Here is a 15,928-nt window from a genome sequence, read left to right as displayed (position 1 = left end):
TTTCACGCAGCGGGCTGCTCGGAAACACCGGCTGAAAAAAGGAATTCGTTCACGCTAATCCGCCCAAAATGTAAGAATAGCGTGAAGTCGCACCGAAATTCTAGGCATATTTAACCATTTGCATCGAGATCGCTCTAATTATCGAGTGGGCACTCAGGGGACGCTCCAAGAGGCATCCGCCACACCACAAAAGCCGCCCGACAGGTTCGAACCCTGTCGGGCGGCTTTCACTACACGCAATTCTCTTCAATTACTTCAGCACCACTGCGATGAACTTCTTCTTACCCTTCTGAATGATGATTTTGTCATCCTTGAAGTCCTCCAGCGTTACCTGGTGCTTTCTGTCCACAACCTTCTCGTCGTTGATCTTGAAGCCGCCTTGCTCAATCATGCGGAATGCTTCACTGTTGCTGGATACCAGCTTGAGTTCCTTGGCCAGTGCCGCCAGGCCGATGCCTTCGCCCTCAAATACGGAACGCTCCATCTCCACGCTCGGAATGTTCTCTGCCGCAGCAGCGTTTCCGCTAGTAAATACCTTGCGGGATGCTTCCAGCGCTTCCTGCGCTGCCTTCTCGCCGTGAACCAACTTGGTTACCTCGTAGCCCAGGATTTCCTTCGCCTTATTGATTTCGGAGCCTTCCAGTGCGGACAGTCTGTTCACTTCTTCCATCGGCAGGAAGGTCAGCATTCTCAGGCACTTGTTCACGTCCGCATCGTTCACGTTTCTCCAGTACTGGAAGAACTCGTACGGAGATACTCTGTTCTCATCCAGCCAGAGCGCACCCTTTGCGGTCTTGCCCATCTTCTTGCCTTCACTGTTGGTCAGCAGTCCGAAGGTCATGCCGTATACTTCCTTGTCGCACGCCTTACGGGTCAGATTCACGCCGGCGATGATGTTGGACCACTGGTCGTTTCCGCCGAACTGTGCCTTCAGGTCAAAGTCTCTTGCCATAACCATGAAGTCGTATGCCTGCAGTGTCATGTAGCAGAACTCGAAGAAGGACAGACCCTCGTTCCGATCCATTCTGCTCTTGAAGCACTCCGCTCTCAGCATGGTGTTTACATTGAACTGCGTACCGATTTCTCTGGCGAACTCGGTGTACTTCGCTTTCCGAATCCATTCCGCGTTGTTTACGCTGACAGCCTTTCCTTCCAGCGGCTCTCTGTTCTGATGTCCCGGAACGTATACGCCGCCGTTGCCCTCGTATTTCCACTCATCGTCAAACTCGAAGAATCTTTCGAACAGCTTCTTGAACGCTCTGCAGTTATCGTCGATGGTATCGATGGTCATCACCTGACGCATGTCACTTCGACCGGAAGGGTCGCCCACTTCACCGGTGCCGCCGCCCAGCAGAATAACCGGAGTATGTCCGTATTTCTGCATGTACAGCATGATAATAATCTGGATGAAGTGTCCCACATGCAAACAATCCGCAGTCGGATCGAAACCGATGTAGAACTTAATCTTTTCCCGGCCCAGCAGGTCTCTCAATGCCTCCGGATTGGTACACTGTTCAATCAATCCTCTTTCCTGAAGTACGTCGAACACGTTATCGTACTTGCTCACATTGTCTGGAATCTGAAACATTTTCTCTCTCCTTCTCAATCTATCATAATAAAATTATCCTTCGAAACGATGACATTATTCTATCATATTCCCGGGGCAAAATAAAAGGCTCCGCAGCATTTTGCCGCGAAGCCTGAATACTTCATTTCCGGATTTCTGAACCCACATCGCAACAAAATCACCTCTTCAGTTAGGAGAAGAGGTAATAGTAGGCCTGCTTGTGAGATCTGTTTCTAAGAAATGTAGTCATTGTTCCATCCTCTTTGTGTTGTGATTTATTACAATATATCACCGCATTTGTATGATGTCAACATATTTTTCGGAAGTTTTCGGGTAAAAACACAATTGTTTTTACCCGAACGTTTCCGATTAGTCGTCTCCCTGCGTCCGAACTTCTTCTTCAATACGAGCCACCTCTTCGCCCAAATGCTCCAATCCCGGAAGCATATCCGCATATCGACTTTCGGAGCAGCGAAGAACGCCGGCTTCCTTCTCGGACACACCCAGCTGATAATCCGCGCGGTTCAGCGCCAGTAGGGTTCCGGCCCCGCCGATACAACCTCCCGGGCAGGCCATTCCTTCCAGCAGATATCCGTTCAGCTTTCCGGCTTTTGCCCGCATCAGCATTTTACGGCAGTTGTCCAAGCCCTCGGCGCGCTCGATCAGAACTTCTCGATCCGGATCCACTTCTTCCAGACGCTTCTTCACCGCTTCCGCTACGCCGCCGCTGCGGGCGAAACCGTAGCCATCGCTGCTGGCGCGGCGGAGTTTCTCTCCTTCCGATATTGCGCTGAAGTCCACTCCTTTCGCCGCGAACATTCCGGCAACCTCTTCATAGGTCAATACGAAATCCACGTAGCTCTTCACGCTCCGGCGGCTGGCTTCCTGTTTCTTTGACAGGCACGGTCCGATGAATGCCACCTTGCACTCCGGATGTAGCTTTTTCGCCAGGCGAGCACTCAGTACCATTGGCGTCAACGCCATGGAAATGTTTCCGGCAAACTCCGGGAACTGCTTCTTTGCCATAATGGACCACGCCGGGCAGCAGCTGGTGCCCATGAACGGCAGGTTTTCCGGCACGTCGTGCATGAAATGCTCCGCTTCCTGGATGGTACACAGATCCGCACCTACGGCAACTTCCACGACATCCGAAAATCCCAGCTTGCCGAAAGCTTCTTTCATCTTGGTGTCGGTCAGTTCTTTTCCGAACTGTCCGGCGATGGACGGTGCCACCATAGCGATAACCGGTGCATCGTCTTGCATTGCTTTGATGGTTTGATAGATCTGACCCTTATCCACGATAGCGGCAAACGGACAGGAGTTCAGGCACATGCCACAGGAAACGCACTTTTCCTGGTCAATTTCCGCATGACCGTACTCATCCTTGTGGATGGCGTTGATTCCACAGGCTTTCTCACAAGGGCGCTCCTGCTTTACGATGGCGTTGAACGGGCACACCTGAACGCAGCGGCCGCACTTGATGCACTTGTCCGGATCGATGACGGACCGTCCGTCCTTCTGAATGGTGATGGCATCCTTCGGGCAAACCTCCTTGCACGGATGTTCCAGGCATCCCTGACATCCGTTGGTCACCGTCACGCCATCCGGACAGCAGTTGCAGGCGAACCGAATGATATCGATGAGCGGCGGTTCATAGTATTTCTCGGCAATCATGCTCTCATCCACGCCCTTTGATGTGTTGGCATGCTCGTTGATTTTCCGGAGCGACATCCCCATCGCCACCCGAAGGCGTTCGCCGATGATGGCTCTCTCCAGGAAAATGCTGTCCCGGAAAGGCTCGTTCTCGCCGGAAATAATCTTGTACGGCAGGTCGTCCAGCTGCTCCGGGCCGCCTCCTTCGTAGGCCAGCCTTGCCACCTCTTCAAATACCCTTCTGCGAAGTTTCGTCTTGTCTGTGATGTACCCTTTCATGTTCTCCTCCAATTCATGAAATCGTGCAACAGAAAACCCGGGGCATCCGCCGATGCTCTGGGTTTTCTGTTATTAGTTAAAAGTAAAATGCGTGCTTCCCTCTACATTTCAAATAACCAATCATCACATATTGAATTTTATTTTAATTTCCCCGTACCGCCCCCGTCCAACAGTCCCGAGAAAATCATCGTCCTCTATATTTTTTATTCCCTACTTTGTTCCGTACAGGCGGTCTCCCGCATCGCCCAAGCCCGGAAGGATGTAAGCGTTTTCGTTCAGGCATTCATCCTTTGCCGCAATGTAGATGTCCACATCCGGATGTGCGATGTGGAGCGCCTCAATTCCCTCCGGTGCCGCAATCAGACACATGAACTTGATATTGGTAGCGCCTCTCTTCTTGATGAAGTCGATGGCTGCAATCGCGCTTCCGCCGGTTGCCAGCATCGGATCCACCACGAAACACTCCCTCTTCTCAATATCCACCGGCAGCTTACAGTAATATTCCACCGGCTTGTGGGTTTCCGGATCCCGGTACAGCCCCACATGACCGACCTTTGCGTTCGGCACCAGTGCCAGCATTCCATCCACGAACCCCAGTCCGGCCCGCAAAATCGGAACGATGGCGATATCTTCTCCCTTCAGCATCTTCACCTGTGTGGTGCACATCGGGGTTTCGATTTCCACATCCTCCAGCGCCAGATCCCGAGTTGCCTCAAAACCCATCAGCATCGCCACCTCGGTTGCCAGCTCCCGGAATTCCTTTACGGTCGTGGATGTTTTTCTCATCAGCGAAACCTTGTGCTGAATCAGCGGATGATCGAATACATAAACCTTTCCTTCTCTTGCCATTACTTTCCTCCGATTAAATCTCTTCCAGCATATTGATTCGGCGCAGGTGTTTTCCGCCCTCAAATTCCGTCTTCATCCATGTATCGATCATTTCAAAAGCCAGCTCCTGAGAGATCATCCGAGCGCCCATGGCAATTACGTTGGCATTGTTGTGTCTCCGGCACATCTCCGCCATCTCCACGGAAGTGCACAGCGCACAGCGAATGCCCTTCACCTTGTTGCAGGCGATGGAAATTCCAATACCGGACCCGCAGATTGCAACTCCCCGCTCCGCCTTACCGGAAGCCACCGCTTCTCCGACGGCTTTTCCGTAAATCGGGTAATCCACCGATTCCGTAGAATTCGTGCCCATATCCAGCACTTCGTGACCTTCCGCAATCAACTTCTCCTTGACCGCTTCCTTCAGGGGATAACCCGCGTGGTCGCATCCAATCGCAATAATCATTTCTTCCACCTCCTACACATGTATCACGTCGTACCCTGCCGACTTGAGCATCCGGTTCATCACCGAGAACCCCAGTTCTTCTTCCGGAAGGGCCCGAACTAGAATCACATCTACATCTTCCCGATCCAATTCTCTCAGACGGGCAAAAAAATCCTTCGCCGCGGCCTTACTGTCCCGGCCGTAATTCAGCGCCACCGCCTTCTGCCGAGCGTATTTGCACAGTCGCAGCTGCTCTTCGATTTCCCGCTCCACCGCAGCGTCATCGTCGCCTTCGATAATCTTCACTTCCGCCTTCGGCGCATAGTGACGATACTTCATTCCCGGTGCCTTCGGGTGGAACTCTTCCCCCACGCTGCGATGCATCGGATCCACGAACAGCGCCGGGTCGTATTTCACTTCGCTTCCCAAAGTAAACTCCAGCATTTCCTTCGTGATATATCCCGGCCGCAGAATCATCGGCACTTCCCCAGTCAGGTCCAGCACCGTGGATTCAATGCCCACCTCGCAGTCTTCTCCCAGAAGAACCGCATCGATCCGGCTGTCCATATCCTCCAGCACATCTTCGTATCGGGTCGGGCTGGGTCTGCCGGACCGGTTGGCGCTGGGCGCCGCAATCGGTCTTTCTGCCGCCCGAATCAAATCTCTGGCCGCCTCACTGAGGGGCATGCGAATTCCCACGGTATCCAATCCTCCGGTAGTCACCATCGGCACGCCCTCGGCCTTTTTCATGATAAAGGTAATCGGTCCCGGCCAGTAAGCCTGAATCAGCGGCACCGCCACTGCCGGAATTTCCGACGCCACATCCGCCAGCTGTCCCATCTCCGCAATGTGAACGATCATGGGATTATCGCTGGGACGGCCTTTGGCTTCGTACACCGACCGAACCGCATCCGCATCCAGCGCATTGGCCCCCAGGCCGTACACCGTCTCTGTGGGAAACGCTACCAGTCCGCCTCGCCGGATGATCTCGCCGGCATGAGCGATATTTTTTTCTGTAATCTCAAGTCTTTCGGTATCCATTAGAAGCTCTTCATCTTCTCTGCCTGGTCATGGGTGATCAGAGCGTCGATAATTTCGTCCAAATCTCCATCCAGGAAGTTTTCCAATTTGTAGATTGTCACGTTAATTCTGTGATCGGTTACACGACCCTGCGGGAAGTTGTACGTCCGGATTCGCTCGGAACGGTCTCCGCTTCCCACCTGGCTCCGGCGCTCTGCCGAAATCTTGTCGTTCTGCTCCTGGAGCATCAGGTCGTACAGACGGGCCTTCAATACCTTGAAAGCTTTGTCCTTATTCTTAATCTGGGATTTCTCATCCTGGCAGGTTACCACCAGTCCGGTCGGAATGTGGGTCAGACGAACCGCTGAGTCCGTGGTGTTAACGCACTGTCCGCCGTTACCGGAAGCGCGGTACACATCCACCCGGACGTCATTCGGGTCAATCTTCACTTCCACGTCATCTACTTCCGGCAGCACCGCGATGGATGCGGCAGAAGTGTGAATCCGTCCGCTGGACTCCGTCTCCGGCACACGCTGTACCCGGTGCACGCCGCTCTCGAACTTCAGACGGGAGTACGCGCCCTTACCCTTGATCATGATAACCGCTTCCTTCACACCGCCGATTCCGGTATCGTTCAAGTCGATGATTTCCGTCTTCCATCTTCTTCTCTCTGCATAGCGCAGGTACATTCTCATCAGGTCGCCGCCGAACAGCGCCGCCTCGTCTCCGCCGGTGCCGGCACGAACTTCCAGAATAACGTTCTTCTCATCGTTCGGGTCCTTTGGCAACAGCAGAATCTTCAGCTCCTCCTGGGATTTCTCGATGCCCGCTTCCAGTTCCTTGATTTCTTCCCGAGCCATCTCCCGGAGTTCCTCATCGTCTTCCATCTCGAAGATTTCCTTGGAATCCTCCAGCTCCTGCTTCATATCCTTGTAGTGCTTGTATTCCTTCACAATCGGCTCCATTTCGCCCATTTCCTTCATGTACTTCTGCCATGTCGGCTGGTCGGAAATGATATCCGGGTCGGAAACTTTTTTTGCCAGCTCCTCGTACTTGTCTACGGTAAAATCCAATTTGTCAAACATAATCTTTTTCCTCTATATTATATATGTAAAAAAACGATAACATTTCTTCCGGTCTTCCGGCGCGTCATCTGCTGTCGTTACAAGAAAATCACGCTCTTTGCCATTATATCACATCCCACATCCGTATAAAATACAGTCATACGAAAAAGGGATGCTGCAGTCTCTCCCACAGCATCCCCCTTACTCGTTCGTTCCCTAAAGGTTGTACTTGTTCTTGAACTTTTCGATACGTCCGCCACGGTTTGCAAACTTCTGCTGACCGGTGAAGAACGGATGACACTCAGAGCAAACGTCCACTCTCATCTCGGAGTTGTTGGACAGTGTCATAAATGTATTACCACATGCGCAAGTAACTTTACATTCCTTATAATCAGGATGGATTCCTTCCTTCATGTTGTCTCTCCTCTTTCTGTGAATGTCCATTCGGGCACGGCTTAGTCCATTACCCAAATAGCTTTATAATTATATCAGCATGAAACCCTGTGCGCAAGGGATTTTTGCTTTATTTTTCGGGTTTTTTGCCCTTTTCTTTCGATTTTTCGTGAAGGAAGCGCTTTCACCCCGTCAATTTGTCCATTCCCTATCAATCATTGCACCCCGCTCCCCCGATGGTTATAATATATTTGTAAAAAAAGGTTTATTTTTCAACATGTTCCGGCAGTTCGGAATGCATCCCGCTGTCGAATCGATTACTGAAAGGAAATTCACTATGCTACAGGGAAAAACCGTGCTGCTGGGCATTACCGGTGGCATCGCAGCATATAAGAGTGCCATGCTGGCCAGCGCTTTGAAGAAACAGCACGCCGATGTGCACGTCATTATGACCGAGAACGCCACTCGGTTCATCGCACCCCTCACCTTTGAAACCCTGACCAACAACCGGGTTTCGGTGGACACCTTTGACCGAAATTTCAAATACGATGTGGAACACATCTCTTTGGCGAAAGCCGCAGATTTGATCTGCGTGGCTCCGGCCACCGCCGACTTCATGGCAAAGGCGGCCCACGGTCTGGCCGACGATATGCTCACCACCGTTCTTCTGGCAGCGAAGTGTCCGAAGCTGGTGGCGCCGGCCATGAACACTGCCATGTATGAAAATCCGATTACTCAGGATAATATGGCGATTCTCCGGAAATACGGATTCCACATTATGAATCCGGCCAACGGCCACCTGGCCTGCGGCGATTCCGGTCCGGGAAAAATGCCGGAACCGGAGGTGCTGCTGGAAGAAATTCTGTACCTCCTGGCCTGCGACAAGGATTTTGCCGGGAAACGGGTTCTGGTTACCGCCGGTCCAACGCAGGAATCCATCGACCCGGTGCGATACATCACCAACCACTCCACCGGAAAGATGGGATACGCGCTGGCACGGGCCGCTTCGTTCCGCGGCGCGGAAGTCACCTTGATTTCCGGTCCTACTGCTCTTCAGCCGCCGGTACACGCAGAATTCATTCCGGTTACCGACGCCGAGGAGATGCATGACGCGGTTCTGGAACAGGTGCCGAAAGCCGACTTCATATTTAAAGCTGCCGCCGTTGCGGATTACACTCCGGCAGTGACATACGATCAGAAGGTCAAGAAGAAGGACGAGGACATGTCCATTCCCCTTACCCGAACCAAGGATATTCTAAAGGACGTTGCCGGAATTCGCCGGGCAGACCAAATCCTCTGCGGGTTCTCCATGGAAACGGAGAACCTCATCGAAAATTCCCGGGGGAAATTAGAACGAAAAGGACTGGATATGATTGCCGCCAACAGCCTGCGGACGGAAGGGGCCGGATTCGGCACCGACACCAACGTGATTACGGTAATCACCAAGGATCTGGTACGGGAACTGCCGATTCAATCCAAATTCGATGCGGCAGGTGAACTGCTCACCATGGCGTTGGCCATGGCGAATCGGGAATAATTTTACTTACTTATATGGTTGCTTAGAAAAACGCGCCTTCTCCGCGGGGGGAGGAGGCCGCATCGCTCGGTGATATCGAGCAGAGAGAGGGCTTTTATGTTATTTAGTGAAAACAATGCAGATATTCTGTACAACGAGATTACCGGTGCTTATCTGGATCGAGGGTACATGCATGGCGAAGGTCTGACCAAGGATCAGGTAAATCGGTCACGAGACCTGTTCAAGGCCATGGCCTACGACCTAATTGACCGCGGCGATGAAACCGGACGAATTCACACACCGGAGATTCTGGCCGTGTGGAAAAACCACCTCCATACCGGCAATTCGGAACCGGAGGACGGCTGGCTGCAGCATTGCTACATGTTTCTTCGGAATCAGCTGTTCCCCCATCTTCCGGGGCCGGCGGATGCCGACGCTTTCCGCCAGCAGCGGAACAACCTGCTCCAGCTGATGCGCGGCGTATTCATATATGAACAGAAAACCCTTCCTTTCGATCCCACAAAGGATCTTCGCCTGCTCAGCGATGTTCAGATTGCAGCCGGCCACTTCAATCCGGAATACACCAAGATGCACAAGATGATTCGCAACAAGTACATCTACGAATTCATGCGCATTGGCATCGATATTACACCGTACAACACCCTGGGTCATATCAGCGGTGTGCATTACGTTGCCATGTATATGGCATATCAGCTGCACCAGGTAGGGATGCCGGTGGATCTGGGCATCATCTCCGGTGCCGCTGCCATGCATGACATCGGGAAATACGGCTGCCGCCCATTCGAAGAAAAGCGGGTACCGTATCTTCATTACTACTACACCAACTATTGTCTCAGCCGGAATGCCCTTCCCACCATTGCGCACATCGCCGCCAATCACTCCACCTGGGACCTGGAACTGGAGAACCTTTCCGTGGAATCCCTGCTGCTCATCTATGCGGATTTCCGCGTAAAGAGCACCCGAGTGAAGGACCGGGAAGTCATTCACTTCTATTCCCTCAAAGAAGCGTTCGATGTCATCCTGAACAAGCTGGACAACGTGGATGCCGCCAAGCGCCATCGCTACGTAAAAGTCTACGCCAAACTGAAGGATTTCGAAGACCTGATGATTGAGAACGGAGTTTCCGTGGATATTCCGAAAGATGCCACCGCACATTTCGATGAGCAGTGCATTCAGAAACCGATTCCACTGCGCCTCCGCCCGGCTCTGCTCCGAAACGATGAGGTGGTGCAGGAGCTGAAATTCCGGGCCATCGGCCATAACATTCGGGTGATGAGCCGATTCAGTAATCCGGAACAGTTCGCCAGCCTGATCGAATCCGCTCGCAGCTGTCAGCGCTGGAAGGACACCCGTACCTACATCACTCTTCTGGGAGAGTACTCCACCTACATGTCCGAGGATCAGAAAAACCTGACCCTGAATTTTCTGTACGAAATGTTGGCTCATCAGGCCAGCGACATTCGAGAGCAGGCGGCGGTACTCATGGGCCGCATCGTAGCAAATTACCGGGAAGAGTACAAAAAAGAACTGCCGAAGGATGTCCCTTCGCCCAACATCACTTCCACCAACATCTATCAGTTTGAATCCTTTCTGATAAAAATACTGAACCCGGATTACAAAGTGACCGACCATCACCGGAAATGGATTACTTCCTGTGCGGACTTCTACGTAGAATCTGCTCTGAACAACTGCAATCCGGCACGCCGGCACTTCTATTTCGATGTGCTGGAGAAATATTACGATTCGGACGATGTATCGGAAGCGCGAATTGTCGTTTTGATGATTACCGCCCTTCGAATCAATCCGTCCTGGTGCCCGGACTCCTTTATTCAGACCATCCGCTTCTTTTCCAAGAATATGCTGGGTTCCTTCTCCCAGGATGTGGACCTGATTACCTTGGACGTGATGGATCACTATTTCGGCGATACCATGGACAACTTCACGGATATCCGCCGGAGGGATATCCTGGGGCTGTCGGGAAAAACCCTTACCGACAAAGAGCTGTCCACCATGTTCCTGGACAATCTGAAAACCCGCACTTCCTGGAACCGAAAGATGGCCAACATCCGTTATATGCTGGAATCGGTGCATACCGAGGTGGGACAGGCCCGCATCCTTCAGATTGCGATTCACCTGGCCAACCTGATTAAGAACAGTGAAACCGTCACTGTTCGCCGATATGCGGCTCAGGTTCTGTTCCAAATCCTGCCGGATCTCACATCGGATCAGGCCAACGAGCTGATGATTGAAATTTTCAACGGATTGGAAATCGAGGATTACCAGTTCAGCCGGTCCTTGCCGAAGGTGCTGGGCATCATCACCCTGTATCTTCCGCCAAAGGAGCTGGATGAGGTAATCGACGAACTGGAGAAAATGCTGAACAACGGCGTGGAGCGTTCCGCCTGTGCGGCTCTCCAGACCATTGCCGTCATTCTGGAAGAATGCAGTATCTACAAATTCAAAGAAAAGGACGGCGTCATGGAAACCCGGACCTCCCGACTGCTGGGACTCCTTCTGAAGGGTTTTGCCTATTACCGTGCGCCGATTTCTCAGGAAGCCTTCCGCATGATTGGCGAAAGAATCTTCCATAGCGAGAAGCTCACCCCGGAGCAGAAGCACGACCTCGCGGCTCGCTGTTTCAAGCGACTGGTAACCATCATCCCGTTTTCCGCCAAGGAACGGGAGGATTTGCAGTTCTACAATAACTCTGCCGGACTGCTGAACATCTATCGCTTCATATCGGAATACCAGACGGAGGTGGGCGACTTCCATTTCCCGGAAACGAAGAAGATTGCGTTCTTCCCGGGAACCTTCGACCCGTTCAGTCTGGGGCACAAGGCCATTGCCACCACCATCCGAAACATGGGGTATCAGGTATATCTGGCCATCGACGAATTCTCCTGGTCCAAGAAGACCCTGCCCCGCATGCTGCGGGAAGAAATTCTCACCATGTCCATCGCCGATGAAGAGAACCTCTATGTTTTCCCGGATGACATTTCCGTCAACATTGCCAATCCGAAGGATTTGGCGGAATTGCGCAGCCTGTTTCCGAATCAGGAGGTCTACATTGCAATGGGCTCCGATGTGGTGAATAACGCTTCTTGCTACCGGCTGGAACCCTGCGAAAACTCCATCCATTCTTTTAACCACATCGTCTTCGCACGAGATGCCAAGAATATGGAGGCTGAAACCGGTGAAGCCTATCCGATTACGGGAGAGGTTATCCACCTGAAGCTGAAAAAATACTACGAAGATATCAGTTCCACCAAAATCCGGGACAATATCGATATGGGACGAGATATTTCCAACCTGCTGGACCCGATTGTACAGAACTATATCTACGACCACAACCTCTATTCCAGAGAGCCGGCGTACAAACACGTACTGCAGGCACAGGATTTGAAGATCAGCGATTACAAGCACGACAACTACGCGGCCATCGCCAATATGCGGGAGGAGCTGAGCGGTCGGGGCTACGCTTTCGACGCACTGTGGAACTACCTCTCCCACGAAGACACCCAGACCCTCTACGTGGAGAGCGGACATAAAAACCGAAAAGTTTCCGCTTTTGCGGCGGCACGAAGATTTGAGACCCACGATTTGCTGACGGAATTTCAGGATCCGAAGATTACTGCCACCATTCGAAATCAGGCCCACGGAGGCATTGCGGTTATCGGTGCATTCTATGCGAACGCCAACCGCTCCGTCAGCAATCTGAACCAGATTCTTCTGACGGAACTGCTCACCGGTCTGCTGGCCAAGGACTACGCCTATGCGGTCTACCATCCGATTGACCCAAGCGGTTACAGCGGTGCCACCATCGAGGCGCTGCGCCGACAGGGTTTTGTAAATATTTCGGATACCGCTGCTCATCCGGTGTATGCGGTAGACCTCACCGACCCGATTGTCATTTTCCGGGATGTGGAGACGGTCATTAAAGCGCCGCTGAACAAGATTCCAAAAGTTCAGAAGGCCATCGACGATGCCCACAACCGACTGTTGAACACCTTTACCCAGATGTTCCCGGGAAAACTGGTGATTTCCTTTAATACCAGTGCGGTGTACAGCAAGATTGTGGATCTGGTGGCACTGGACAACGGAGTATCCACCGTTCCGGATCCGACACAGAAACGCGGACCGTATCTGGCGGTACCGTTCGGAAAAGCGCTGTCCGATGTGGCCGTTCCCAACACGGTAACGAAAGCGCTGCACACAGAGAAGTATTTCCGAAACGACCTGTCCGGCTTTACCGTGGGCGCATCGGAAAATTATCCATCTCTAAAGAATCAGGCACGGATGCTGAAATCTTTTAACCGGCCGGTGATTCTCATTGATGATTTGCTCCATAAGGGACAGCGCATGAACAACATCGACCCGATTCTTCGGGCACAGAATATCGACGTGCACAAAATCATAGTAGGCCTCCTTACGGGGAACGCCCGGGACACCATGAGCGTGCGAGGCCGGGAGGTGGAATCGGCCTACTTCATTCCGACCATCTCCATGTGGCTCAATGAGCGGGACTGCTACCCGTTCATCGGCGGGGACAGCATCGAACGGCCGGACGGTTCCGCGTCACGCTCCGTTAATTTTATCCTGCCGTACACCAGCTTTAACTTCGTGGGCGGAAAGAATCTGGAGCACATTTACAAATACTCCATGACCTGCCTGGAGAACGCCCGGGATATCCTTCAGGTGTTGGAGCAGGAGTATCAGGCCACCTTCGGCAAGAAGCTGACCATCCGGCGGCTGGGAGCCATCATCAGCAATCCGCGGATGCCGATGCTGGGGGCCGACCTGGAATACGATGAGCACCTTTCCCCGTCCCAGTACGTGGAAAGCGATATCCGGAAGGCGCAGCGCCTGAGCCTGTACCGAGAATGCGAATTGGAGGAATAGACAATGCATATTCATGATCTGGTAAAAGAACCCCTCTCCCTGCGAAAGTGTCCGGTAATCCCGGGCACCAAAGCTCGGGTGAATATCGTGGCGCTGGGGGATGTGGGCACCACCATGCTCATCGGCCTCAAGCTTCTGGGAAGCGATGTAATCGAGTCCATCGGCATCTGCGATATTCGGAAAGAAAACACCGCACGGCTGGAAATGGAAATGAATCAGATTGGATACCCCTTCGAGGGGCCCGCGCTTCCGTCCGTGGTGGTGGTGCCGGAAGACGAACTCTTTACCGGAGATGTGCTGATTTTCTGCGCCAGCCGAGGGATTCCGCCGGTGGAGCCCGGCTCCAAAACGGACGTGCGCATGGCTCAATTAGATGCCAACCGGGATATCATCCGCCACTATGCCGGACTGGCACGAAATGCCCGGTATCAGGGGCTGGTATGCGTGGTCAGCGATCCGGTGGACAACCTGTGCGCGGCGTTCCTGAATGAATCCGGGCTGGAGCCATGGCAGATTCAGGGATACGGTCTTGGAGTCATGCACAAAAGAGCGGAATACTACGCCTCCAAGGATTCCCGTTTCGCCTCCTATCTCACAGAAGGACGGGCCTTCGGTCCACACGGGAAAGACCTGGTGATTGCCAACAGCATTGACCGATACGACGATGCCCTTTCCCGAGAATTGACGGAACAGGCAGTTCGGGCCAACATCGCTGTCCGGGACCTGGGTTTCAAACCCTACATCGCACCGGCCCTTTCCTCTGCCGCACTGTCCATCCTTCTCACACTCCGAGGTGAATGGCATTACGGCTCCCTGTACCTGGGTACCTGGGAGCGGGGTGCATTTCTGGGAATGAAAAACCGCCTTACGAAAGGCGGCTGGGAATGGGAGGATTTGGACCTTCCGGAAGAGCTTTACGAAAGGATTCGAAACGCTTATGACAACCTCTGCGAAATCCGATAATGAGATTCATAATAACAAGCCAAAAGAACTTCTGGTAATTCGTCCCATCTGCGAGATGCTGGGACGAATCGGCCGGATGGAACAGGTGCTGGGAGACTGCCTGACCCGATTGGAAGCGGAAGGCATCCGGGTTACCCTGGTGGAAAAAGTCTCCGAACTGGAGGATATTCCCATGCCCGGAAAAAAGGTGATTTTCGCCATCTGCCTCTCGGAATCCGGCGTCAACCTGGAATACTACCGACTGCTGGAAGCCTTCCGACTCCATCCCCACTGCCTGGACGGTTCCGTGGGAGGAATTATCGTGGACGGCGCCAGCGACCTGTACACCAAAGCATTAGCCCGCCGCATGGCCTTCTCCGCCAACAGTTCGGGCTGCACCTTTCCCGGAAAACCCCTGGTGGAAGCCACCGGCACCCTGGCGAACTTCCGGGTCCTGAGCCAAATCACGGGAAAGTCGGTAGAAGAAGTCTACGCCCTTCAGGTGGAAAATCTAATGCGAAAGGTCCTGGACTTCGATCTGACCGATGCCGGGTGGTGCTATCCGGATGACGCCACGTCTGCGGCCCCGCTTCATATTGCCGCCATCCATTCCGGTTCCCGAAAAACCTCTAACACGCTTCTTCTGTGGGATATGATTCGGCGTAATTTGCCAAAGGATACCGTGGTGGAAGAGGTGTCCCTCCGGAACGGCTCCATTCAGGATTGCCGCGGCTGCACCTTCGAGACCTGCCGTCACTTCGGCGAGAAGGAAGATTGCTTTTACGGCGGAATCATGACGGAGAAGGTTTTTCCCGCCATCCTCCGCAGCGATGCGGTCATGCTGATTTCACCGAATTACAACGATGCCCTGAGCGCCAACCTCACCGCTATGGTCAACCGGCTCACTGCACTGTTCCGGACCCATGATTTTAGTAAAAAAAGAATCTACAGTCTGGTGGTTTCCGGCTACAGCGGCGGCGATATCGTATCGGAGCAGATTCTGGGAGCCTTCTGCTTTAACAAAAACTTCATCCTGCCGGGGCGATTTGCCATCGTGGAAACCGCCAACGACCCCGGTGCCATCTTGAATGTGCCGGGAATTGAGACCAAGGCGCGCACCTTTGCGAGACATATGTGGTGATGGGTTTTGGCTGCGACTTAAAGCAGATGCTATTATACATTTAACCAAATGATGTGAATTGCGGTGTATCTCCGATTATGCGGAACACACCTAAGAGAATCGGATGCGTCTGATTCTCTTTTTTGATTTTTTTCTTTTCTTGCTATTTTCGTTGGGTTGC

The 15,928-nt window shown here is 52.8% G+C and carries 11 protein-coding genes; 4 read left to right on the top strand and 7 right to left on the bottom strand.

Features of this window, described 5'->3' with window-relative positions; genetic code table 11:
- Positions 1 to 250 precede the first annotated feature (250 nt).
- The 7 genes from tyrS to rpmE all read right to left on the bottom strand — a co-directional run bounded on the left by tyrS (position 251) and on the right by rpmE (position 7,270).
- A complete protein-coding gene (gene tyrS / locus PUE40_RS04130) occupies positions 251 to 1,588 on the bottom strand; it encodes a tyrosine--tRNA ligase (RefSeq protein ID WP_277671994.1) in 1,338 nt (445 codons plus the stop codon).
- Between the two features lie 348 nt (positions 1,589 to 1,936).
- Positions 1,937 to 3,499, bottom strand: coding sequence for a 4Fe-4S dicluster domain-containing protein (locus PUE40_RS04125; protein WP_277671993.1), 1,563 nt, complete (start codon positions 3,497 to 3,499; stop codon positions 1,937 to 1,939).
- 210 nt (positions 3,500 to 3,709) lie between these two features.
- A complete protein-coding gene (gene upp, locus PUE40_RS04120) occupies positions 3,710 to 4,348 on the bottom strand; it encodes a uracil phosphoribosyltransferase (protein WP_277671992.1) in 639 nt (212 codons plus the stop codon).
- 13 nt (positions 4,349 to 4,361) lie between these two features.
- A complete protein-coding gene (gene rpiB, locus PUE40_RS04115; protein ID WP_277671991.1) occupies positions 4,362 to 4,793 on the bottom strand; it encodes a ribose 5-phosphate isomerase B in 432 nt (143 codons plus the stop codon).
- A 12-nt stretch (positions 4,794 to 4,805) separates the two neighbouring features.
- Entirely contained in the window at positions 4,806 to 5,813 is a 1,008-nt protein-coding gene (locus PUE40_RS04110; protein WP_277671990.1) for an L-threonylcarbamoyladenylate synthase, read from the bottom strand.
- Positions 5,813 to 6,877: a peptide chain release factor 1 gene (gene prfA / locus PUE40_RS04105; RefSeq protein ID WP_154554590.1), complete on the bottom strand. Its 1,065-nt coding sequence runs from the start codon at positions 6,875 to 6,877 to the stop codon at positions 5,813 to 5,815. The genes PUE40_RS04110 and prfA overlap by 1 nt, the downstream gene beginning before the upstream one ends.
- A 195-nt stretch (positions 6,878 to 7,072) precedes the next feature.
- Positions 7,073 to 7,270, bottom strand: coding sequence for a 50S ribosomal protein L31 (gene rpmE, locus PUE40_RS04100; protein WP_154554589.1), 198 nt, complete (start codon positions 7,268 to 7,270; stop codon positions 7,073 to 7,075).
- Between the two features lie 316 nt (positions 7,271 to 7,586).
- Between rpmE and coaBC the strand changes: the two genes are divergently transcribed.
- The 4 genes from coaBC (at position 7,587) to PUE40_RS04080 (ending at position 15,768) form a co-directional block, all read left to right on the top strand.
- Complete coding sequence (gene coaBC / locus PUE40_RS04095; protein ID WP_277671989.1) at positions 7,587 to 8,786, top strand: bifunctional phosphopantothenoylcysteine decarboxylase/phosphopantothenate--cysteine ligase CoaBC; 1,200 nt, start codon at positions 7,587 to 7,589, stop codon at positions 8,784 to 8,786.
- A 96-nt stretch (positions 8,787 to 8,882) separates the two neighbouring features.
- Positions 8,883 to 13,685, top strand: a complete 4,803-nt coding sequence (locus tag PUE40_RS04090; RefSeq protein WP_277671988.1) for a nicotinate-nicotinamide nucleotide adenylyltransferase — start codon at positions 8,883 to 8,885, stop codon at positions 13,683 to 13,685.
- Between the two features lie 3 nt (positions 13,686 to 13,688).
- Positions 13,689 to 14,648 carry a lactate/malate family dehydrogenase gene (locus PUE40_RS04085; protein ID WP_277671987.1) on the top strand — a complete coding sequence of 320 codons (960 nt, stop codon included), beginning with the start codon at positions 13,689 to 13,691 and terminating at the stop codon, positions 14,646 to 14,648.
- Positions 14,623 to 15,768 carry a flavodoxin family protein gene (locus PUE40_RS04080; RefSeq protein WP_277671986.1) on the top strand — a complete coding sequence of 382 codons (1,146 nt, stop codon included), beginning with the start codon at positions 14,623 to 14,625 and terminating at the stop codon, positions 15,766 to 15,768. The genes PUE40_RS04085 and PUE40_RS04080 overlap by 26 nt, the downstream gene beginning before the upstream one ends.
- Positions 15,769 to 15,928 lie beyond the last annotated feature (160 nt).

It is taken from the genome of Mogibacterium kristiansenii (assembly GCF_029224645.1).
GTDB lineage: Bacteria > Bacillota > Clostridia > Peptostreptococcales > Anaerovoracaceae > Mogibacterium_A > Mogibacterium_A kristiansenii.
The sequence above is the reverse complement of the archived record's forward strand: the minus strand, read 5'-3'. Positions and strand labels throughout refer to the sequence as shown.